Genomic DNA, 24,159 nt, shown 5'->3' on the forward strand with positions numbered 1-24,159 from the left:
GGACCGCAAAGGTAAGGGTAAAAGAGGTTAGTAATGCATGCTATACTGTATGAAATAAGGAAAATTTTAAGATAATTTATATTATGAATACCTTTTTCCAAGGAAGAACCGGAAGCCAATGTTAATAGAAGTGTAGGTACTCAAACTGGAAGAAAATTCAAAATTGTGTCCTTTTGAACTGGAAGTTTCGCCGCCAGGCTTTGATTTATTTTCATTCTTACTTTGACCATAAGAGAGGTCTGCCATATTTCCCAAGCCTGCCTCCAGATGAAATCTTTTATTCAAAGCATATGAAATACCAGGATATAAGTCGATTCCTACGCTCCATTCCTTGATTGTTCGTTTCGAGTTTGAAGACTCCATTTCATAGGTGTAACCGTTATAATAAACACCCGGCTGTGCAAATAAATAGAATCCTTTACCTAATGTCAGGTATTTTCTTAAAAAGGCTTCTGTCCTGTAGCTTTCATGCTTATCACTTCCTGAATTTTCTATTGAACTTTTCCCATGAGCATACCCTAACTGAATGCCTACAATGGTGTTTGGCTTTATAGCAACACCTACTGATGGAGTAATGCCAAAATTCGTTGTTTCGTTTTTGTAGTTATCAGAGGGGGGATCCGTGCTTTCTGATTTGTTCTTACTTAAATAAAGATTGCCCCCCAATAAAACAGTCCCTTTATCAATTTGTGCATGTACAATAGAAGAAATAATAACTGACGAAATAAGAGAGAGTAGAATTTTTTTCATAAACAAAGAATTTGCTTATGAAAGTGGGAAGAATTATTTCAAATTGAAACAGCCTGAAAATGGATTAACACAATATTAAATTTATACTTGCTTATCTATTAATTGGGAAGGTAGCATTACTCCGCCGTCTTCAACTTTAAAAACAACGTTTTCAGTTGCATGTTTTGAACCGGGGATGATTGTTTACACAAAGATTGCTTCCTTATGTTCCTGATACGGTTATCCAGTTCTGGGTGGCTGCTCAACCACTCGGAAGGCTCCGGGCCCTTACTTTCTTTTTTCAAATACTGGAACAGGCGCACAAACCCATTACAGTCTATGTTGCGTTGTGCCAGGAGTTGGGCGCCTCCTTCATCGGCTTCTTTTTCAAGACTGCGGCTGTAAGAAAGACTCTTTAAGAGTTCGGCATTTCCTACAAGTATGGCACTGACTGCGCTTGCATCACCCAATAATAAACCAATAAATACACGGCCGCTCAATTGCCGGAACATGGCGCGAAGGGAATGGCGGTTCTCAACATGGGTGAACTCATGCGTCAACAGGGCCGCTAACTCTTCATATGAACCAATACCTGCAATGATTTGATCATGTACCACTATGTTGCCCCCGGGCAGGGCAAAGGCATTGGCCACCTCGCTTTTGACCACTGTAATACGCACATCATATTTGGACGGAAAATGAAGTTCTTTGAAAAACTCATTGATGTAAGCCGTCTTTTGCGCATCTACCTCGTAATCATTTTTGATGGAAGCATAAATACCATCTCCCATTTGTTCCTCGTAACGCAGAGGGAAACTGCTGGCCATGGCCGATGCCAGCCAGGGCAGCAGGAAGAAATAGGCTAACAGCACAAAAGCAATTACTGCCAGAAAGAGCTTTACCACAAGACCTGTTTTTCTGCCGGATAGCTTTTTTTTGTGCTGTTCTATGCGGCTGGACAGTTCATCAGATAGCTCTTTGGAGAGTACTACAAGCGACTGTAAAGGATAACCGGGATAATAGAAGGCTTGGGGTGTTTGATCAGTCCGCACCTGGTCATAAAACCAGAACACTGCATTTTGAGCCACATCAAATTGAATAACCAGCTTGTCATTCTCAAACGAAATCTTAGCTGGATATTCAATTGTGTTATAATAATATGTGGCGTTGTAGTGACTCATTAAATCATTTCCCCACCAAAATAAGGCTGCAGGGATGGTGGTAGCAAAATACCATTTTCTGTCTGGTTATTTTCAAGCAGGCAAGCCAAAATTCTCGGCAAAGCCAGGGAGCTACCATTCAGGGAGTGCACCAGTTGCGGCTTGCCTTTTTCATCTTTGAAGCGGATCTTCATGCGGTTGGCCTGGAAGGCTTCAAAGTTGGAAACAGAGCTGACTTCCAACCATTTATCCTGGGCTGCACTGTACACTTCGAAGTCGTAAGTAAGTGCAGAAGTAAAACTCATATCTCCACCACAAAGACGCAATATCCGGTATGGCAAACCTAATGACTGTATCAGCTTTTCTACATGTTCTACCATTTCCTCCAGTGCTTCATAACTTTTGGATGGATGAGCCAACTGCACAATTTCCACTTTATCAAACTGGTGGAGGCGATTCAGACCGCGTACATCTTTACCATAACTGCCAGCCTCCCTGCGGAAACAAGGTGTATAGGCTGTCATTTTGATAGGAAGATCTGCTTCTTTCAGTATCTCATCGCGGTAAATATTGGTAACTGGTACTTCCGCTGTGGGAATCAGGTAAAAGTCATCCTCGGTTGCATGGTACATCTGGCCTTCCTTATCAGGCAACTGGCCGGTACCATAAGCCGAAGCTGCATTTACCATATGAGGAGGCATATATTCCATGTAACCTGCAGCCGTATTATAATCCAGGAAGTACTGGATCAGGGCTCTTTGCAGTTTGGCGCCCTTGTTTTTATAAACAGGAAAACCACTACCGGTAATTTTATTCCCCAATTCAAAGTCGATCAGGTCCAGCTTTTTGGCCAGGTCCCAGTGGGGTACAGCCTGAGGGGGCAATTCCGGTTTACTGCCACCGGTTCTTACCATTTCATTATCTGCAGGAGTCTTTCCCAAGGGTACTTTTTCTGACGGCAGGTTTGGCAGGCGCACCAACAGGTCGTTCAACTGTTTTTCAACACTGTCCAATTGTTGCTGAATCGGGCTAAGGTTGTTTTTCAGATTTTCAACATCTTTCTTTTTAGTCTCAGCCTCTTCTTTCTGTCCTTTACCCATCAGCATGCCGATTTCTTTGGAAGTGGCATTGATTTTTGCCTTTGTTTCGTCAAACTGGAAGGTCAGTTTTTTTCTTTCGTCATCCAATGATATAATGTCATCTACCAGCGAAATCTCTGCAAAATTCTTAACGGCTAATCGTTCTCTAACCAATTCTGTATTATTCCGTAAAACAGCTAACTGCAACATATGGTGTGTTTTGAAGTGCGGCAAAGATAAACCGTGGATTTGCTGAATGAAATAAAATCCTATGAATCCTTTCCTGATCATGCTAATCCATGATTTATCTTTGAACGATGTTAGCAAATGACGATTTACAGCAACGCTGGTGGAAGTTGGAGGAAAAACTCATGCAGCGTTTTGAGAAAAAGCCGGATGTGGAAAGTATTTTATTTCTCATTGGTATTCAGGAACTTGGCGATATCCGGAAGAAATTTACCAAGGAACAAAAGCAGGACCTGATGCACATTGCTATTTGTACCGTGCTTTCTTCGAGTGGGTATTATGAGCTATCCCATGTAGATGAAGATGGCTGGCCGCACTTTAAACAGCTTAAGCCGATGCCTGCGATGAACCCGTTTGAGCAGGAAATATTTTTGAAAGACCATATCCTTCTATATTTTCAGAATAATGACTTTTTATAGCAAATCTTATGATCTCTCGTTAATATTGCAGCTTTAAAAGATCGGTTATGAATTTTCCTCAAAATCTGCGTTATACAAAAGACCATGAATGGTTACAAATTGATGGCGATGTGGCTACAGTAGGTATTACAGATTTCGCACAACAAGAACTGGGCGATATCGTTTATGTGGAGATTGAAACAGTAGGGCAGGACCTCGAAAGCGGTAGCGTTTTTGGCACCGTTGAAGCCGTAAAAACTGTCAGTGACCTGTTTCTGCCTGTGAGCGGAACCGTGCTAGAAGTAAATCCTGAGCTGAATAACAGCCCGGAGCAAGTCAATTCAGACCCTTATGGACAGGGCTGGATGATCAAAATGAAGATTAAAGATCTGGCTGAGGTAGAGGCCCTGCTTACTGCAGAATCTTACCAGGAGTTGGTTGCTTAATTTTTATTTTCTATATCTTAAAAGGGCCGTAAAGGCCCTTTCTTGCTTATACTCATTACAAAGGGCACTTTTGTAAATCAGGAATGTACAACTATTGCCCAGCTTGCTGATTTCTGCGCCATCATCTATTATCTTCCATCTATTATTTACTATGACCCTGTCTTCCAATTACGCCAAATTTTTTGCAGCTATTCTATGGCTGATTTTTGTCAGTTATCTCTTCTGTCTTCCTGGCGCTGCCCTGCCTAAAGCTGACTGGATGTCACGTATATGGTTTGATAAATGGGTCCATATAGGCATTTTTATAGGCCTGATATATCTATGGAGCAGAGCACTGGGGTTGGTAAGCCGCAAAAACTTGTTAATGCTGACCTTGATTGCGATAACATATGGATTTTTAGTCGAAGTGATTCAGGAAAGGTTTGTCGCGAACCGCTCTTTTGATTGGAATGATCTGTTGGCTGATTTTGCAGGAAGTATGATTGGTTTGTGGATTTGGTTGAGGTCTATAAAAAAATAGACCCCTGTAGAAACAGGGGTCGCAACCAAAACTAACTGCTTATGAGAAAATTGACTGCTTTTATTTTAATGAACTAAGTTCTTTTTTACTCAGAAGTTTGAAAATAAACCCCTGTAGAAACAGGGGTCGCAACCAAAACTAACTGCTTATGAGAAAATTGACTGCTTTTATGAGAAAAACTTAATTATTTATTTCAGTACAAATTTGTTGCCAATATTTCAATAATCTTGTTAACGCTTTCTCAATAACCCCAAGTTGATGTTAAAACAACAAAGCTATATAAATCAAGGCAATAAAGCAACCTGAGCTTATATTTATTGCTGACTTAACGTGTTATCAAACAAATATTTGCAACTACAATATATTTCTAAGAACTTCTGTACTGCTTATAATTAAGTATAAAAAAGAATGCCAGAGATTTAAGCAATTTTCTTAAATTAATGGCAAATCATTGTGTAGAAGCTTCCACACTTTAAAGATACAAGCGTGGACTTAAATTGCACACTAGTATCCTTTTTATTTTAAGAACTTTTTAATTCTGTTTTGTCATCTTTTCTGCATTCTCGGCAAATTGCAGCGCCTCTATCAATTCCTGAACATTTCCGTTCAACACATCCTGAAGATTATACAAGGTTAAGCCAATGCGATGATCGGTTACACGTCCTTGTGGAAAATTGTAAGTCCGGATCTTGGCACTCCTGTCACCCGTGCTGACAAGACTTTTCCGGTGTCTCGAAATTTCTTCTTCCTGTTTGCGCACCTGCTCTTCATACAATCTGGTACGCATCATTTGCATCGCCTTTTCCCTGTTGCCTAATTGGGTCCGTTCTGTCTGGCAAATAACCACAGTTCCTGTAGGAATGTGTGTTAACAAAACTTTGGTTTCCACCTTGTTTACATTCTGACCGCCGGCACCGCCGCTTCGGGCTGTTTCCATTTTTACATCACTTTCTTTCAACTCAAAGTCCACTTCCTCTGCTTCTGGCATCACAGCTACAGTAGCAGCACTGGTATGTACTCTTCCGCTGGCTTCCGTATCTGGTACCCTTTGTACACGGTGAACACCACTTTCAAATTTCAATGTTCCATATACATCATCGCCAATTACTTCAATCTGTACTTCCTTGTAACCGCCTACAGCACCTTCATTCTCACTCAGCAGGCTGGTTTTCCAGCCCTTTTGCTCGCAATAGCGCAGGTACATCCGCATCAGGTCTCCGGCAAACAGGCTGGCTTCATCACCACCTGTTCCGGCCCGGATTTCCAGGATGGCGTTCTTTTCATCTTGTGGGTCTTTAGGAATCAGCATCTGGCGGATGTTGCTCTCCAACTTTTCTTTCTGCTCTTCAATTTCAGGCAGCTCCATTTTGGCAAGTTCCCGGAGTTCCTCATCGTTTCCATTCAAAGCTTCCTTGTAAAAGTCTACATCCTCCAGTACCTTTTTGTAATTGTTATAGACGTTTACTATTTTTTCAAGGCTGCGGTATTCTTTACTGAATTGGCCAAACTTTTTATTGTCGGCAATAATTTCCGGGTTGGTGAGTGCAACACCAATCTCGTCAAAACGGGCTTTTATGGCTTCTAGCTTATCGAGCATGATTAAAATTGGGTTGCAAAATTACGGCTCTAACATCAATTAGAACGTTAATTAAGTGTATTTTGGTCCTTTGCTATTGATAATTAATCTTAATTGCAAGAGTAATTTCAAGCTCTTCTCAATAATAAATAATTTATAATAGATGTCCTTTCAGAAGTTCACTGCTGATTACATTTTTGATGGAGTTCAATTTCTGCAACCAGGTAAGATACTCGTATTTGATAAAAATGGCCGTGTGGAAACTGTCCTGGATAAAGCAGAGGCTGGGGATAATATTCAACACTTCCATGGAATACTGGTTCCCGGTTTAGTGAACTGCCATTGTCATCTTGAACTGAGTCACATGAAAGACATTGTTCCTCCGCATACCGGGCTTGTTGACTTTTTATTGTCCGTCATGAAAAACAGGGCAGCGGCAGAAGAGGAGATCTTGCAAAACATTACTGCTGCTGAAAAAGAAATGTGCGAGAATGGAACCGTTCTCGTAGCCGATATCTGCAATACGCCACATACCATTGCAACAAAAGCAGCCAGTCAAATAGCTTGGCATAATTTAATCGAGGTGATCAATCTCAATGATAGCAATCTCGAAACACAATTGCTGTATTTTACCAATATCCTGCAACAGTTTAATTCTCTTGACCAGGCAAGAACCTGTAGTGTTTTAACGCCGCATGCCCCTTACTCTGTAAGCCGCGCTACCCACCAGGCCTTGAATACAGCCTCTGCAAGGGAGGTTATTTCCATTCATAACCAGGAAACGAAAGCTGAAAACGAATTGTTTCAAATGGGTAAAGGCGACTTTTTAAATTTATATAAAGGACTCGGCAGAGAGCAATCGCCCTTTCCGGCAAGTGGAAAGACTAGTCTACAAACCTATCTGCCTGCCTACAGCCAAAGCCGGGCTATTCTTTTGGTACACAATACATTTATTACAGAAGAGGATGTTTTATTTGCCAAAGCCCATGCTGAAATTTATAATTTGGAGGTTGTTTATTGTTTATGCCCCAATGCTAACCTGTATATAGAAAATACGCTGCCTCCTGTTGAACTACTGCTGCAACATGGCTGTAAAATAGTGCTGGGGACCGATAGCTACAGCAGCAACTGGCAATTGAGTATAGCTTCCGAAGTGAAAACTTTGTCAGATCATTTCCCTCAAATACCCCTGGAAGTCATTTTACAATGGGCTACCAGTAATGGAGCCGCAGTGTTGAATAGGGCTGGTTCCTTTGGACGTTTCGAAAAAGGAATGACTCCAGGCCTTGTACTCCTGGAAATGGTAAATGGAAAACCTCTTACCATATCTGGGAGATCGAAAAAAATTCTTTCTCCCTCTTAATCACAGAACTCCTCCAAATCCAGTTATATACTTATTATTCATTTCTTTCATTTAAATAATTTTTGATAGTAGCTCATCAATAATCCCTATTTTTAATTGTAACCTCCGCGAAATACCGGATACCAAACTCTTAATTCCTTAATTTTGCGCAACTTTTATTATTTATGAGTATTCTTGTTAATAAAGCCTCTAAAGTTTTAGTACAAGGCTTCACCGGGACCGAAGGAACCTTTCATGCCTCGCAAATGATTGAATACGGCACTCAGGTAGTGGGTGGTGTTACGCCCGGAAAGGGCGGATCTAACCATTTGGATCGCCGTGTATTTAACACTGTTTCTGAATGCGTTAAGGAAACTGGTGCTAATGTTTCTATCATTTTTGTACCGCCTGCTTTTGCAGCCGATGCGATCATGGAAGCTGCAGACGCTGGTGTTGAACTGGTGGTTTGTATCACAGAAGGTATTCCTGTTCAGGATATGGTAACAGTGAAAAACTTCCTGCAGGGAAAACAAACCAGGTTGATCGGGCCTAACTGTCCTGGTGTGATCACTGCCGGTGAATGCAAAGTGGGTATCATGCCCGGTTTTGTATTCAAAAAAGGTCGTATTGGTATTGTTTCTAAATCAGGTACCCTTACTTATGAGGCTGCTGACCAGGTAGCTAAAGCTGGTTTGGGAATTACTACAGCAGTAGGTATTGGTGGCGATCCAATCATCGGTACACCTACTAAAGAAGCTGTTGAATTGCTGATGAACGATCCCGAAACCGATGCTATCGTAATGATTGGTGAAATCGGTGGTGGCATGGAAGCTGAGGCTGCCCGCTGGATAAAAGCAAACGGTAACCAAAAACCTGTAGTCGGCTTTATAGCAGGACAAACTGCTCCTCCCGGCCGTCGTATGGGCCATGCCGGTGCTATAATTGGTGGCGCAGAAGATACTGCTGCTGCTAAAATGAAGATCATGGAAGAATGTGGTATTCATGTAGTACAAAGCCCTGCAGATATTGGTAAAACAATGGCACAGGTGCTGAGGCAGGTTTACGCTTAATCAACATAATAAACTATAAACACAATAAAGCCCTTCAATTGAAGGGCTTTATTGTGTTTAATGTGGTGATGGGTGGTAAAACATGCATGCTATAATAGGCCTGGAAAGTGAAAAACCCCTAAAATAATCAAACAGCGAAAAAGCTTTCCAGGCCCCCGTTAAATGAAACAAAACATCATCCTATTATTAAGAACTAAAAACTCACCACTCAATAAAAGGTAACGGATTTACGCTTCCTCTAAAATCAAACAATACAGTTCCAAAACTCAAGGGTACGGGCTTGTAAAAGGGCCCGGTGACATTTCATAGAGTTTCGATGTATTTCATAGAGCTCAATTTTATTTCGTTGGCTTGTACTTTTTAGAATGGTTATTAACCCAAAAGTTTAATTGCAAAAAATAAAATTTAAATACGGGGAATTAGTTTGAAAATTAATACCTGCCTCTAACATACCTGTCTAGCTCATCCTTTCCTTGTGAAGAGAACAGGTCATACAGTTGGCTGAAATTTCTTTGATCTACTGTTCTGCTATAGGCAAGTTTTGCCAATTCCAGTTTGTCGTTTTCAGATGAGAAAATTTGCAGCACTTCCCTTACCTGGTAAGTAGTGAAATAATTGCTGTTTAAACCTTCCTTTGCTATATTCTTTTTGCTGAGCCATTGATTGCGGATCTTCTGAGTAAATTGGTTAAAATCAGCATCGCTCATTGCCCTGTTGTTGTCATTCCAGTTCCTGTTCCTGTCATAATTTTCATCCCTGTCGTATTTCCTGTCCCTGTCATAATCCCGGTTCCTGTCATAAGTGCGCTCATGATCATTGTCCCAGTCGCGACCTTCGCTTCTGTTCCTGTTGTATTCATCATCACGGTTCCTGTTATTCTGGTTTCTGTCATTCCAGTCTCCATTTTTTCTTCTGTTATCATAATTCCTGTCTTCATCAAATTTTACGTATCCATCCCTGTTAACAATGATGTTCAGATCATACTGGGGCTTAACCATGAAGTTGCTGGTGTAAACTGGCTTTTTGTTGATTTTGTTATTCTTCTTTAACTCATAAACATCAATGGTATGTCGCCCGGGCCGCAGATCGTTCAGATAAACGCGGTTGTTGTTGGATGCAATACTTCGTCCATCAATATATACACGGTAATCATTATTGCCATAGAAAGAGACTGTAACTCTTCCTGTATTGCCGGATGCAAATACTGATAAACCAATCAGTGTACTGAATAAAAGTGTAAAAATGTTTTTCATATTAATGATCTCCTTTGTTATATCAGAATAGAATAACTCTGCAATGTTTATTTGGTTTTCGATAAACAAAAGTTAAAGGCTGCGCCTGAAAAGCTTATGTATTTTCTCACCTTTGTGCATCTTCATAGTATCATTAATAGGTAATTATTACTTCATGAGAACTGTACTCTTGGTCGCCCTAAATCTCGCCTGCTTTTTTATGGCAGTAAAATCGTATGCACAAAAGACAAAGAATTATGAATCAGAATGGAAAAAAATAGATGAACTCATTCAAAAGAATAATCTTCCTCAATCTGCACTGGCAGAGGTGAAAAAAGTATATGCCCTGGCAAAAAGAGAGCGGCAGGACGCCCAGGTAGTGAAGTCCCTGGTATATATGGTAGGACTGCAACAACAGAACAGGGAGGATAATACAATCAATTCAATAAAGGAATTTGAAAAAGAAATTGCTGTCAGTAAACAGCCTGTGGCATCTATATTAAATAGCCTGTTGGCTGGGTTGTTCTGGCAATACTTTCAGAATAATCGTTGGCAATTGTACGATCGAACCAACACGGTTCACTTTAATAAAGATGACATTGCTACCTGGACAGCAGAAGACCTTCATAAAAAGATCAGTGCGCTCTATTTACAATCTATTCGTAATGATTCACTCCTGAAACAAACTGGCCTGGAATCATACAATGCAATTATCATCAAAGGCAATGTCCGTCTATTGCGGCCAGCTCTTTACGACTTGCTGGTGCATGAGGCGCTTGACTATTTCAAAAATGACGAACGTGACATCAAAAGACCTGCTTATGCATTTGAGATTGACCAGCCAAAAGCTTTTGCTCCGGCAAATGAATTTGTCAAAGAAAAGTTTATTACGAATGATTCTTTATCACTTCATCACAAAGCCTTGTTGATTTACCAGGAACTTCTTGCTTTTCACCTTAAGGATGCTAAACCTGACGCACTGATAGATGCAGATATTCAGCGTATTGAATTTGTGTATCAAAACTCTGTTTCAACTGATAAAGACTCCTTGTATGAACAGGGGCTACGGGTTCTGACTTCAAAATATGGCAATCATCCCGTTGCTGCTCAAGCCTGGTATTTATTGGCTGCGTATCATGAAAAGCTGGCAGCATTATATGAACCTTTAAAAGACACAGCCTATCGCTTTGAGCGACTGAAGGCAAAAGAGATTCTTGAGAAAGTTGTAAATGACAGTACTACAAAAAGTGAAGGCTGGGTCAATAGTTATAACCTGCTTTCAGAGATTACAAAACCGTTATTTTCATTTGAAGTTGAAAAAGTAAATGTGCCGGCAAAGCCTTTCCTGGCATTGGTAAAGTATAGGAATGTCAATGCTGTAAACTTTCGATTGATCAAAGCAGATGAAGCTGCGAAGAAGTTATTGGACAACCGTTACTATGATAAGTTTTGGAATGCCTTATCGAATATAAAACCCATCAAAGAATGGCAACAATCGCTTCCTGCAACCAATGATTTACAAGAACATGCCGTCGAGATCAAAGTGGATGCATTGCCCGTTGGGGAGTACATGTTATTGGCGACAAATAAAAATGATGCTGCTGTTCAACTGTTGCAAGTCTCCAACATTAGTTATGTACAACACGCCAATCAATATTTTGTATTAAATAGAGAGAATGGCCAACCGCTGCCTCATGCAACAGTGCAGGTGTTTTCCCGCCAATATGATTACCGGCAATCAAAATATGTAAAAGCCAGATATGCATCTTACCAGGCAGATAGAAATGGGTTTTTTCAGATCGAAAGAAAAAAAAGTGAAAGAGGTGTAGACAATGCTTTTGCTCTGGAAATCACTTATGATAATGATCACTTATTCCTGGATGAATACAATTACACCTATTACTCCTATAGCGAAAGAAAGGAGCAAGGGCAATCTGAGAAAATTTTCTTCTTTACAGATCGCTCTATTTACCGTCCTGGCCAAACAGTTTTCTTTAAAGGCATTGTGGTAGATCAGAGAGAGATTGTTCCTGCTTATAACACTACCATCTTTCTACTGGATGCCAACAGCCAGAAAGTCGATTCGCTGAATGTGGTAACCAATGAATTTGGATCTTTTTCCGGCAAGTTTACCCTGCCTCAAAATCTGTTGAATGGTGAATTTGTTATAGTAGATAAAAAAGAAAGAGATAGAGGGTACTTTTCTGTCGAAGAATACAAACGTCCTAAATTCTATGTGGAGTTTGATCAAATAAAGCAAAGCTACAAGGTTGGAGACAGCATTGCCATTAAAGGCAATGCAAAAGCATACGCAGGCAACAATGTGAGTGGTGCCAAAGTGGTCTACCGTGTAGTCCGTCAGCCGCGCTTTTTATATCCCTGGCTCTTGAAAGGATGGTGGCCCCGCATAGAACCGATGGAAATAGCACATGGTGAAATAGCGACTGGCGAGAATGGTCAGTTTACTTTTACCTTCAAAGCTATACCTGATCTAAAGTTGAATAAAAATTTAGATCCTGTATTTGATTATGAGATATCTGCTGACATTACCGATATAAATGGTGAAACGAGGAGCGGTGAAATGGAAGTTACTGCTGGCTATAAACCACTATTGCTGAAAGTGAAAATGGATGAACGAATTGCGGTTGATTCACTCAAAAATATCTTCATCCGTACAGAGAATATGGTTGGTGAATACCAGCCTTCTATTGTGAAGGTTTCTCTGATTCAACTAATACCTGAAAATCGTTTGATCCGTAACCGCTATTGGCAGCAGCCCGATCAGTTTGTAATGAGCAAAGAAGTGTTCATTCAGTACTTTCCTAATGATGAATACAATGATGAAAGCAACTATCGCAACTGGACGGAAGGAAAGCAGGTGTTTGAAAAAACTGATTCGTCAAAAATAAATGGTCAATGGACAATAGGTAATCAACAATTAAGTGCAGGATTTTATAAGGTTGAAATCAGTACAAAAGATAAAGAAGGAACTGAAGTTAAAGACATTCGTTTTATTGAATTATTCGATCCTAAAAGCAACAGGCTAAGCAAGCCGGATTACCTCTGGACAAAAGGAAGTGGTGGTTCAATTGAGCCGGGAGAGAAAACTGTTGTGCAGATCGGTACTACTGTACAAAACGTTTTTTTAATTGGGCAAATTGATAAGAACACAAATGAAGAAACTGGAAATGTGCAACCGGCCGCAGGTAACTTCTCATTTTATTCATTGAATAATGAAAAGAAATCATTTGAATTTGCCGCAAAAGAAGAAGACCGTGGTGGCTATGGTGTTACTTTTTTCTTTGTCCGTGACAATAGGCTTTACCAATTCAATGATGTAATCAACGTTCCTTGGAGCAATAAAGAATTAAAAATTGAATATGCAACCTATCGGGATAAAACTTTACCCGGAAGTGAAGAAAAATGGAAAGTAAAAATAACTGGTTCTAAAGGCGATAAAGCGGCAGCTGAAATGCTGGCAAGTATGTACGATGCCTCCCTGGATCAGTTCAATCCTCACAATTGGCAGAAGCCTGTTATCTGGCCGGTTTATGCAGGTACATATGGATGGAACGGTAGTGCGAATTTTAGCTTTGAAGAATCATTTGAAAAGCCAATTAAAGAATTGGAAGCCAGATCAATTGACAAATCCTACGATCAGTTAATGAATTACAGGGTAATGGATAAAATTTATGAAGACAGAAAAAGGAAAGTGCTTTATAAATTACGTTTAGAGAATCAGGCTGCAGAAAAAGAAGTTGATATTGCCAGGGTCCCATTGCCAACGCCAAATAAAGTTGGTGTTTCAAACGCAGATTCCGTTGCCGTTCCTGAAATTGAAGAATTGAAAGACACAAAAATAGATTTTGATTCTTCTTCTGAAAGTCAGCAGGAAATAAGAGAAGCAAACTTTCAAATCCGCAAAAACTTCAACGAAACAGCCTTCTTCTTCCCCGATCTTCGAACCGACAAAGACGGCAATATAGAATTCTCCTTCACTATGCCCGAAGCCTTAACACGTTGGAAACTGCAAACTTTTGCCCACAGAAAAGATCTGGCTATGGGCTTGGCTCAAACAAATGTTATTACCCAAAAAGAATTGATGGTCCAGCCCAATGCACCCCGCTTTCTCCGCCAGGGCGATGCTTTAGAGTTCAGTGCCAAGATCGTGAACCTTTCAGACAAAGAACTCACTGGCCAGGCTGAATTGCAATTGCTGGATGCCACCACCAATCAACCTGTCGATGGTTGGTTCCAAAATATCTTTCCCAACCAGTATTTTACGGTATCCGCTGGTGGCAGTGAAGTGGTAAAGTTCCCAATAGAAGTACCATACCAATTCAATAATGCATTGGTATGGCGGGTAGTGGCAAAAGCCGGCAATTATTCCGATGGTGAAGAAATGACTTTGCCAGTACTTACTAATAAAACTTTGGTCACCGAAACATTGCCTTTGATGATGAAAGGTTCCGGTTCAAAGAACTTTACGTTCGATAAACTGTTGCAAGCTGGCAACAGTGAGTCACTCCAGCACCAGTCTTTGACAGTAGAATTCACTTCCAATCCTGCCTGGTATGCCGTGCAGGCGTTGCCTTACCTTATGGAGTATCCCTATGAATGTGCCGAGCAGATTTTCAACCGCTATTATGCCAATGCACTGGCGGCTAAAATAGCTTCTGCTTCCCCACGCATCAAACAAATATTTGAACGATGGAAAACTGCGGATAGTTCCGCATTACAATCCAACCTCCAAAAGAACCAGGAGCTAAAATCAGTCCTGCTGGAAGAAACGCCCTGGGTGCTGCAGGCCAAAAGCGAAGAACAGCAAAAGAAAAACCTCGCCCTGCTCTTTGATCTTGTTCGAATGAGCAATGAACTCAAAAGCAATATCCAAAAGCTCAAAGAAATGCAAAGTGAAAATGGAGGCTTTGTGTGGTTCAAAGGCGGGCCAGATGATCAATACATAACTCAGTACATCCTTACTGGCATCGGTCATTTGAAAAAGTTGAATGCACTGACCAAAGAGCAGTTGGCTGATTGGGATAATGTAATATCCCAGGCCCTTCTATACTTAGATAGAAAGTCCAGGGAAGATTGCGATTACCTGGTAAAACGCAAGCTTAATCTGAGTACGCAGCACATTGGTTATTTGCAAGCACAATACCTCTATATGCGTAGCTTCTTCCCGGAACATAAGCTTCCCCAATCTTCACAAGCCGCTTACAATTATTACCAGGGGCAAGCAAAACAGTTCTGGATGAATGGGAATAAATATATGCAAGGAATGATCGCACTGGCCTTAAATAGGAGAGGAGACCAGCAAACCCCTAAAGCCATCCTGAAATCATTAAAAGAAACAGCCATTTTTTCTGATGAACTAGGTATGTATTGGAAAGGATCAGCCTTTCGTATAGGATGGTTCTGGTGGCAGTCGCCCATTGAAACACAGTCTTTGCTGATCGAAGCTTTCGCCGAGATCAGCAACGACACAAAGACCATAAATGATTTAAAAACCTGGTTGCTCAGGAACAAGCAGACTACCAACTGGCGCACAACCAAAGCCACAGCCGACGCCTGCTATGCCCTGTTGTTGCAAGGCTCCGATTGGCTCAACAATGAATCCCAGGTTGCCATCCAACTAGGCAACACGACAGTGGCTCCGGGGAGCAAAGATTCCGAGGCCGGCTCTGGTTACTTCAAAAAAGTGTTCAACACCCAGATAATCAATCCCCAAATGGGCAATATAACCGTCTCCATCAAAAAAACAGTAAATGCACAAAACCCAGAGATCCAGAACCCATCATATGGCTCCATTTACTGGCAATACTTCGAAGACCTTGATAAAATAACACCTGCTTCCACACCACTTCAATTGAACAAAAAACTGTTTGTTGAAAAGAATTCGGACAACGGCCCTGTTCTTACTCCTATCGGGGAAGGTTCAATTGTAAAGGTGGGTGATAAAATAAAGGTGCGCATTGAGTTGCGGGTGGATAGGGATATGGAATACGTTCACATGAAAGATATGAGAGCTTCCGCCCTGGAGCCAGTTCACGTACTCAGTGGCTACAAATGGCAGGGTGGCCTGGGTTATTACGAATCCACGAAAGATGCCAGCACGAATTTCTTTTTCAATTATCTCCGAAAAGGAACTTATGTTTTTGAGTATCCCTTGTTCGTGACCCATGCTGGCAATTTTAGTAATGGTGTCACTACCATCCAGTGCATGTACGCACCGGAGTTCTCAGCACATAGCGAGGGTGTTAAATTAAGATCTGAATAATTCCTATTCTGGCATAGTATTCCCGGCAATTCATATGAACAAAAATTAATGCTATGGACGAAAATCAAAAACGGCAAAACATGGATGCACCATCGGAGTCCCAAACGAATAGAACCAATAATTTACGCGACGCTGAAGAAGATAGCATCAGGGAAAGGCATAATCAGTCTGAACAGGACATTCAAAGTGACGCCTCAGGAAAAGCTTTCTACCAGGCTCCTGAAGAGTTTGAACGGGACAAAAACCGGAATCCACAACAAGGCGACAGGGTCAGCGCTTCGAAAATGGCTGACCGCGATACCAAAACAGACGAGTACAGGAACAGCAAACTATCTGATACAGAAATCGGCGGAGAATAAGGATATTATGAACCGTCAATGGTGAAATGTCAATAAGTAATCCCTTTGATATTGACAATTCGCCATTGATCATTCACCATTCACCTGGCAATAATTTCGCTAGAATCCATCCCTTAACTGTAAATCTTTTCCTAATCTCCACATATTCCTGAATAATCCTGCTAAATCCCCGTTTCGATATATAGGGGCTTCCCTATTTTTGCCTGTCTTAATAAATATTATAATCCCGGCAAAAGGATCATAAACCCAAATTGAATGGAAAAATTAGCTCATGAAGATCGCATCCGCACAGGCGTGGATGTTTATTCCGATCTTGAAACATCAAACGGAATCAATTTCAGAAAAGTAAACAACATTACCGGCTGGGTAGTGTTTGCTATTGCTTCATTAACGTACATTTTAACTGCCGAGGCTGGCGGAAGTTTTTGGGATTGCGGTGAGTTTGTCGCCAGCGCCTATAAAGTGCAATTGCCCCACCCTCCAGGCGCCCCGCTTTTCGTATTAATTGGTCGCTTGTTCATTATCCTATTTGGCGATAATCCTGCCTCTGCAGCAAAAGCCGTGAACATTATGAGCGCTTTTGCAAGCTCTTTTACAATCTTGTTCCTTTTCTGGACCATTACCCACTTTGCCCGCAAACTGATGGTGGGCACTTTAGCCGATCCTAACCGCCCTCAAACCTGGACCATCATGGCTGCTGGTGTTGTTGGCGCATTGGCTTATACTTTTTCCGACTCTTTCTGGTTCAGTGCCGTTGAGGGTGAAGTTTACGCTCTTTCTTCTTTCTTCACTGCCTTGGTTTTCTGGGCTATGTTGAAATGGGAGCGTGCTGATGACTGGGCTGGGGATAATAAAGTTTTGAAGAACAGGGCAGACCGCTGGATTGTGTTCATCTTCTTTATGATGGGATTATCCATTGGCGTGCACTTGTTGAACCTGTTGACCATTCCTGCCATCGTGATGATCTATTATTACAAACGCTATAAATACTCGCAAAAAGGCGCCATTGCGGCCTTTATTATTGCTTGTATCATCACTGGCGTTGTACAGGTTGCTGCTATCCAGTACTCTATTAAGATTGCTGGTAAATTCGATATCTGGTTTGTAAATGGCTTTGGGCTTCCCTTCTTCTCCGGTTTTATTTTCTTCTTCATCTTGTTGGGTGTATTGATTTGGGCCGGATTGCGTTGGGCTAACAAGAACCACTGGTCATTTTTACGCCTTGGCTTATGGTGCTTTACTTTCCTGATGTTGGGCTATTCTACATATATCACAACGATGGAGCGCTCTGCCGCCAATCCATCTATTGATATGAATAATGTGGACAACCCAATGAGCCTGGTATATTACCTGGGTCGTGAGCAGTATGGTTCCCAACCGCTTTTTTATGGTCCGCATTTCCAGGCCGATTATGTAGATGAGAATGGCGATGGCTATATCGACTTCAAGGAAGGCGAAATGAAATATACCAAAGGAAAGGATAAATACGTAGAAATAGGTCGTGAACAAGAACCTGTATTTGACAGCAAGGATAAGCAGTTGTTTGTTCGCATATGGGATAAAAGCAATGATCAGTACCATGCTGATTTTTATGCAGATTGGCTGGGACTTGGACGCGTTCAGGATCCCAATACAGGCCAGCCCCGGTACGCAGACCCAACTTATGCAGATAATATTAATTGGTTTGCTACCTACCAGATGGGCTTTATGTACTGGCGCTACTTCATGTGGAACTTTGCAGGTAAGCAGAATGATGTGCAGGGCTTTGGAAATAAACGCGATGGAAACTGGATTACCGGCTTCTCTTTTATTGACAATCCTCGCCTGGGCGATCAGTCAAAAATGCCTGATTCCCTGAAGCACAATAAGGCTCATAATGTATTATTTCTGTTACCTTTTATCTTAGGGATCCTGGGGTGTGTGTATCACTTCCTCAGCGATCGTAAAGATTGGATCGTTACATTCCTCCTGTTTTTCTTTACAGGGCTGGCGGTTGTACTTTACCTGAATCAGCCGGGGAATCAACCCCGCGAACGTGACTATGCTTTTGTAGGCTCCTTCTATGCCTTTGCTGTTTGGATTGGTTTGGCTGTAGTAGCTATCGTGCGACTGGCCCGGCAAACGATCAAAGACAATATTTTCAAAACTACCCTTTGGGGGGGAGCATTCGCTGCTTTTGTAGTTACTTTCCTGAGTGGCATTTATGGTAGCGGCATCTTCCTGCCTTCAGTGCTGTCAGGAATTCTCTATGCATTATTTACAGTAGGTGCTATATACCTGGTAAAAGCCGTAGCTAATAAAGGCGAGAACTTTAGAATGGCCACGATTACAGCTTTTGCTGTTTGTATGCTGGCACCGGTACTGATGGCCCAGCAGGAGTGGAATGACCACGACCGCAGTCATAAAACTTTAGCTCCTTCAATGGCGCGCAACTACCTGGAAAGCTGTGCTCCTAATGCCATCCTGTTTACTTTCGGCGATAACGATACCTATCCTTTGTGGTTTGCACAGGAAGTGGAAGGCGTTCGTCCAGATATCCGTATTATTAATACAAGCCTGTTGGGTATCGACTGGTACATTAACCAATTGCGCTATAAGGTGAATGAAAGTGCTCCTATAGATGTTATCTGGACACCAGAACAAATAGAAGGACATAAACGCGAGTACGTACGTTACCAGGCTGCTGGTCAGGCTGACAAATTTTATGACCTTTACGACGTGATGAAAAATGTATTGGGACAGGGCGATAACATCAGTTCATTCCCTGTGAAGAAGTTTACGGTGCCTGTTGATACTGCTTACCTTCGTAAAACAGGAGCTGTGAGCCCAACGGATACATTATATCCTCAATTGGAATTTGAGATTCCTGAAAATCGTAACGATCTTACCCGTAGTGATTTGATCATCTATAATGTCATTGCCGCAAGCCAATGGAAGCGCCCGATTTATTTTACTTCTCCAATCGGCGAATTGGGCTTTGGTCAATACCTGCGCAAAGAAGGTTTATCCTACCGTTTGTTGCCTGTAAAGAACAACTTCCCGCAGCAACATTGGGTGGTTGATCAGACTTTACGCCAACAGGGATTAGGTGGTACATCTATTCGCGACAACAGTACAGATGTATTGTATAAGGCATTGATGGGAACCTTCCGTACAGGCGGAGCCGATAAGAAAGGCGTTTACTTCGATGAAGAGAACCGCAGGCACCTGCTTTCTGTTCGTGCTACTTATGCCGAAGCTGCTGGTAATATGGCAGACGAGAACCGTAAAGATGAGGCATTGAAGCTGTTGGAAAAATCAGAGCAAATGATTGATACCGCCAACCTGCCTTATGCTATGGTTGGACGCTATAATTCGCATAATCAAACTGCTATGGTTTACCTGGAAGCTGCCTATAAAGCAGGTAATAAAGCCCTGGCTGAAAAACTGAAAGCAGCGATCAGCAAAGACCTGCAGGACCAAAAGAGGTATTATGATTACCTGCGCAGCGAAAGAGAGGAATTATTCAATTCTATGCAGCAGGAAGCTTTGATCAACGATAGGATGATTGGTGTGTTTGAAACTCTGGTTAAAAGCTATGAACAAAAAACTCCGGTAATCGAATTGCCTAAAGGTGGAATGCCAAATGCTGCCGCTGCCGACTCGGCGCAAAAACCCTAATTATAGATTATTTATTTCCAATACATAGGCCTCGGGAATGTTTAATTCCCGAGGCCTATTTCTTTTTTAAGGTGTAATAAAGTGAGCCCTTGTTGCACTGATGCCCTCCGCCTCTGACGGACTGGGGTATAAAAAAAGCCAGCTGAAAAGCTGGCCTTTTTTTATGACAGGCAATCGTTATAAGTAGAATGTGGCTTGTTTTGAAATTCGTTTTGATAAATGGTTGTTTTGCTCTTTTGTGTTGACGACTATGAAAAGAGTTTACAATCCTTTATAACCTGAAACATAACTTCTCTGGGAAAGCTTTTGCTCAATCCAGTTCATCCGCTCTCTTTCCGAGATCTTCTGGTAGTTCATTTCTACGTTCTGTACAATCTTTGGCGCTTCTGTTGTTTTTGTTGTCCTTGTTGTGTTGATAACGATGCCTTTTGGTGCACTTGGAAAGTGCTCTCTAACTTGGTTGTTTGCAATGGTACTGTTTGTCATATTAAGGGTTTTATAATCCATAGAAATGTGAACACTTTTATTCAAAGCATGTTATACCAATGCTGATAAAGAATACTACTTTATCTCATGAATAATTAATCAAGAAGAAGTCTAAATACCCCCTCACGAATCTTTCCACATAAAGAAAAAGTAATCAGTATCTGGCAAGGCAACCGCAAAACAAGAATGCCACCTAATACACAATTGGTTGTCGTTTCAATTAGCCTTAGTAAGAAAGGTCTTAATGGATTTTTGATAGGGTAAAGGATAGAATGCAATCATCGAAAGTAATTCTTAAAGGGCTGGAGATTCTTAGTTTCATCAATGGCTTAAATCCATTGCAAAAGTAAGAAACCCATTGCAAATTTCGAAATAAAATTAATATTAATCTTAAAAAAAAATCAAAATATATCGATGTAATTAATTAGAGTGCAAAACATTACAATATATAGTTCGTTTTAATGTGTTATTCTGACACATTATTGCAGTGTTTGTAAATAATATTTTATTTAATGTGTTTTGTGTACATTTATTACAATTGATCGTAATAATTTGCGTCATTTCTACTGTTAATAATTGGTGCTACTAAAGGCCTGATTTAGAGCAAATAACAATAAATAAATTCGCTGGAATTTGTCCATAACTGTTAAGGGAACATTTGAAAAATGCCTTGATATTCTGCCCTGCCAGGTGCTACCTGTTTCAGGAAAAGCACATATTTCCTTGCCTTTTCCTGTTGTCCGGTCTTTATATACAGGAAGGAAATTGCATAATTCAGGTCTGCATCCCTGGGACTTAAGGCCAATCCTTTAAGCAGCACATTTTCTGCTTCTTTTACTTCTCCTGATTGAAATAAGAGCAAACCGTAATTATAATATAATCTTGGGTTGTTACTTTTCAATTGAACAGCCTTTCCAAAGCTTTTCTTAGCCTCTTCGGGTTGCTGTAGCTCATTATACAACAATCCCAGGTTATAAAATACCCTCTCGTTTGAAGGATCGGTAGCGGCAGCTGCTTTGAGTACTTGCAAAGCCTGGTCATTTTTGCCCTGGGCGCTGTATGCAGAGGATAAATTCAACCGTGCATAATTCATGAGGCTGTCCATCTTTAGCCCACGCAGGTAAAACCTGGTGGCATTTTCATAATCATTCAGGCGCAGGTAATGATCCGCTATCATGATATTACCCACAGAAAAATCTGCTTGATAACGTAAGTATTGCTCCAGCTCCGTCTTGGCCTTGGAAAGTGCTGCCTGGTACTCCTCAGGGATTTCATTGGGAGGAATCGTAAGGTAAAGATCTGCAGCCGCAATACGTACTGCCCTTACTTTATCAGTCAATAGGGGCATGGCTGTACTTTGCCATTGGTCAGGTGGGAAGTTGGCAAGACTTCTTAAAGCCTGGTACCGGATCAGGGCGTTATCCTGGAGCAAACACCTTTTAAGTGCGTTGGCGCTGCCCGCAGTGAGGATTCCCCCGAGATGCGTTGCCGCTGCAGCTTGAATAATAGGAGGTACTGCTGTATCATTCAGCAGTTTAGTAAGGTGTGCTTCTGATTGGTCGTTAAGTTTACTTCCGGGCAGAAGATCATCGGCAAAGTGATATTTCCTTTGAGGGCCATACCATTTTACAATGGCTTCAGCAGACCATTGTGCAGTTTTGTTGCTATGGCACTTGTTACATGCATTGGGTGTACCGTATTGTACACTTAAATCTGGTCTCGGCACCCGGAAACTATGATCATGACGTTCATCATTGCCCATAAATGTTTCTGCCGGCATATGGCAGCTTTTGCACTCAGCACCTTTTGTGTTGGTTTCATGAAAATGATGTGAAGGGGCATCGTAACTTTTGCTGTGACATTGCAAACACAGTTGGTTGGAAGCAAACAGGGTTTTTCCGGAATGCGGATTGTGACAATTGCTGCAGGTAACACCTCGATGGAACATTTTGCTTTGTAAGAAGGAAGTATAGATATATACTTCGCCTTTTACCTGGCCGTCTGCATGAAACTGTTCGCTGGAAGGCACCTGTGGAATATAATTGTCCATTAATTCTTCTGAGGCAATGAGTTGGTCGCTAATATCTGCTTTCAATGCATGGCAGGGCGCGCAGGTATTGACTTGTTGATTTTGCGAGGCTGACTTTGCCAGTTGAAGGAACGATCCACGCACCTTTTCTCCTTCTTTATAATCGTCCGAATTGATATAGTCTATGTGTTTCTTCCCCTGGCCATGACAACTTTCGCAGCTTACATTTATAATAGAATATGTTGTGTGAAAACTATCCGCCTCCAGGTTAAAATTTTTCCTGAGGTTAGTAGAGTGACAAGTGGCGCACATGGTGTTCCAATTTTGAGCGCCTCCAGTCCAATGCAGCCAGTCTCCGGAATGAATCGTTTGTCCTGCATACTGGTGAAACCACTTTTTATTTTTACTATCCCAACAGGCTCGGGGTACTTGCATCCTGCCACCGGGAAAAGAGATCAGGTATTGTTGCAAAGGATAGTATCCAAAGGTGTACAACACTTCAAAATCGTGAGGCTTACCATCAGCTCCTTCTGTATTGATGAAGAACTTACCATCTTTTTTGAAAAACCGGCTGGTAACGCCATCAGCCGTAAAAGTTTTATCATTGAAGTCGCCAAGCACTGTCGAATCATTGGCCGGCAACATGGCCTTAAAGTGATCCGATGTCTTCCAGTCATTAAATTCTTTTGCGTGGCAACTCTGGCATTTCTGATCTCCTACATACTCGTTTGCAGCACTCAAAATTGCTTCCTCTGAAGACTTAGGGCGACAATATTCAATTAGTAAGAATGAAAAGATAGAAAGAATAATAAGGCATGTGAGCACGGTAATTTTCCCGAAACGCATTGGATCTCTTTTGGTTGAATAACACGCTAAACCCGGTAAAATTAAGATAATTAACAACCTGAGCCCCGCATCGCTTCATTCTTCAAATTACTGTCACCAGGATATTATTTCTTATTGAAGAAGGTATAGAATAAACTGATCTGGATCACACCTTGTTTGAAGTCGGGATCAATGTCTCCGCTGTCGAAATCACCTACCTTACTTACCCCGACGTTATAGCGTCCGCCAATGCCCAGTCCCATTTTACTATGGTAACCCAACCCCATTGCTATGGATAGATCAGTGCTTTTTGCAAAATCTTCAATGGTTTCATCTGGAATATCCTCACTTAGTTTGAAACCAAACTGTGGCCCAGCTTCCAAATAGAAGCCTCCCTTGGTCTCGTACTGAATCAATACAGGAATATTGATATAACTGATCTTATAATTTGATTCTGAGCCTGCGTTTTCCAACTTGGCCCCTTGTGAAGAGAATACAACCTCGGGCTGCAGTGCAAGCTTATTGAATACGATACGCGCCAAGCCACCAGCATGAAAGCCTACCAAAGCCTTGTTCTCAATTTCATTAAAATCACCTCCTGTAAAATTGCTAATATTGACTCCCGCCTTCAAACCTAGCTGAATCTGAGCATGGAGAGTTGTAGCCATGATCATTAGTGGAATAATAACCAGCCTTTTCATATAAGAGTATTTGTATAT

At 41.4% G+C, this 24,159-nt stretch carries 16 protein-coding genes; 8 read left to right on the forward strand and 8 right to left on the reverse strand.

Translation table 11 applies throughout. The features are described from left to right. Positions 1-81 precede the first annotated feature (81 nt). The 3 genes from OCK74_RS05775 to serS all read right to left on the reverse strand — a co-directional run bounded on the left by OCK74_RS05775 (position 82) and on the right by serS (position 3,178). Positions 82-750: a hypothetical protein gene (locus OCK74_RS05775; RefSeq protein WP_279296060.1), complete on the reverse strand. Its 669-nt coding sequence runs from the start codon at positions 748-750 to the stop codon at positions 82-84. Between the two features lie 116 nt (positions 751-866). Next, complete coding sequence (locus OCK74_RS05780; RefSeq protein WP_279296061.1) at positions 867-1,910, reverse strand: M48 family metallopeptidase; 1,044 nt, start codon at positions 1,908-1,910, stop codon at positions 867-869. Further along, on the reverse strand, positions 1,910-3,178 hold the full coding sequence (gene serS / locus OCK74_RS05785; protein ID WP_279296062.1) for a serine--tRNA ligase: 1,269 nt from the start codon (positions 3,176-3,178) through the stop codon (positions 1,910-1,912). The genes OCK74_RS05780 and serS overlap by 1 nt, the downstream gene beginning before the upstream one ends. A gap of 107 nt (positions 3,179-3,285) precedes the next feature. Between serS and OCK74_RS05790 the strand changes: the two genes are divergently transcribed. The 3 genes from OCK74_RS05790 to OCK74_RS05800 all read left to right on the forward strand — a co-directional run bounded on the left by OCK74_RS05790 (position 3,286) and on the right by OCK74_RS05800 (position 4,578). Continuing rightward, positions 3,286-3,633, forward strand: a complete 348-nt coding sequence (locus OCK74_RS05790; protein ID WP_279296063.1) for a hypothetical protein — start codon at positions 3,286-3,288, stop codon at positions 3,631-3,633. 47 nt (positions 3,634-3,680) lie between these two features. After that, a complete protein-coding gene (gcvH, locus tag OCK74_RS05795; RefSeq protein WP_279296064.1) occupies positions 3,681-4,058 on the forward strand; it encodes a glycine cleavage system protein GcvH in 378 nt (125 codons plus the stop codon). A gap of 151 nt (positions 4,059-4,209) precedes the next feature. Next, on the forward strand, positions 4,210-4,578 hold the full coding sequence (locus OCK74_RS05800) for a VanZ family protein (protein WP_279296065.1): 369 nt from the start codon (positions 4,210-4,212) through the stop codon (positions 4,576-4,578). Between the two features lie 532 nt (positions 4,579-5,110). Here the strand turns inward: OCK74_RS05800 and prfA are convergent. Further along, entirely contained in the window at positions 5,111-6,175 is a 1,065-nt protein-coding gene (gene prfA, locus OCK74_RS05805) for a peptide chain release factor 1 (protein ID WP_279296066.1), read from the reverse strand. 142 nt (positions 6,176-6,317) lie between these two features. On the opposite strand from prfA, the gene OCK74_RS05810 reads away from it, so the two are divergent. Beyond that, positions 6,318-7,517, forward strand: coding sequence for an amidohydrolase family protein (locus OCK74_RS05810; protein ID WP_279296067.1), 1,200 nt, complete (start codon positions 6,318-6,320; stop codon positions 7,515-7,517). Positions 7,518-7,681: 164 nt separating this feature from the next. Further along, positions 7,682-8,566: a succinate--CoA ligase subunit alpha gene (gene sucD, locus OCK74_RS05815; protein WP_279296068.1), complete on the forward strand. Its 885-nt coding sequence runs from the start codon at positions 7,682-7,684 to the stop codon at positions 8,564-8,566. A 431-nt stretch (positions 8,567-8,997) separates the two neighbouring features. Here the strand turns inward: sucD and OCK74_RS05820 are convergent, their stop codons facing one another. Further along, on the reverse strand, positions 8,998-9,819 hold the full coding sequence (locus OCK74_RS05820) for a proline and serine-rich protein 1 family protein (RefSeq protein ID WP_279296069.1): 822 nt from the start codon (positions 9,817-9,819) through the stop codon (positions 8,998-9,000). 199 nt (positions 9,820-10,018) lie between these two features. On the opposite strand from OCK74_RS05820, the gene OCK74_RS05825 reads away from it, so the two are divergent. The 3 genes from OCK74_RS05825 to OCK74_RS05835 all read left to right on the forward strand — a co-directional run bounded on the left by OCK74_RS05825 (position 10,019) and on the right by OCK74_RS05835 (position 20,100). Next, entirely contained in the window at positions 10,019-16,081 is a 6,063-nt protein-coding gene (locus OCK74_RS05825; RefSeq protein ID WP_279296070.1) for an alpha-2-macroglobulin family protein, read from the forward strand. 53 nt (positions 16,082-16,134) lie between these two features. After that, positions 16,135-16,440, forward strand: coding sequence for a hypothetical protein (locus OCK74_RS05830; RefSeq protein WP_279296071.1), 306 nt, complete (start codon positions 16,135-16,137; stop codon positions 16,438-16,440). A 255-nt stretch (positions 16,441-16,695) separates the two neighbouring features. After that, complete coding sequence (locus OCK74_RS05835) at positions 16,696-20,100, forward strand: glycosyltransferase family 117 protein (RefSeq protein ID WP_279296072.1); 3,405 nt, start codon at positions 16,696-16,698, stop codon at positions 20,098-20,100. Positions 20,101-20,361: 261 nt separating this feature from the next. Here the strand turns inward: OCK74_RS05835 and OCK74_RS05840 are convergent, their stop codons facing one another. The 3 genes from OCK74_RS05840 to OCK74_RS05850 all read right to left on the reverse strand — a co-directional run bounded on the left by OCK74_RS05840 (position 20,362) and on the right by OCK74_RS05850 (position 24,141). Then, positions 20,362-20,586, reverse strand: a complete 225-nt coding sequence (locus tag OCK74_RS05840) for a hypothetical protein (RefSeq protein WP_279296073.1) — start codon at positions 20,584-20,586, stop codon at positions 20,362-20,364. Between the two features lie 646 nt (positions 20,587-21,232). Further along, positions 21,233-23,461, reverse strand: a complete 2,229-nt coding sequence (locus tag OCK74_RS05845) for a tetratricopeptide repeat protein (RefSeq protein ID WP_279296074.1) — start codon at positions 23,459-23,461, stop codon at positions 21,233-21,235. Between the two features lie 104 nt (positions 23,462-23,565). Beyond that, positions 23,566-24,141 (reverse strand): porin family protein, encoded by a 576-nt coding sequence (locus tag OCK74_RS05850; RefSeq protein ID WP_279296075.1) that lies wholly within the window; start codon positions 24,139-24,141, stop codon positions 23,566-23,568. Between the last annotated feature and the right edge of the window lie 18 nt (positions 24,142-24,159).

This window comes from Paraflavisolibacter caeni, from assembly GCF_025628885.1.
GTDB classification, from domain to species: Bacteria; Bacteroidota; Bacteroidia; order Chitinophagales; family Chitinophagaceae; genus Flavisolibacter; species Flavisolibacter caeni.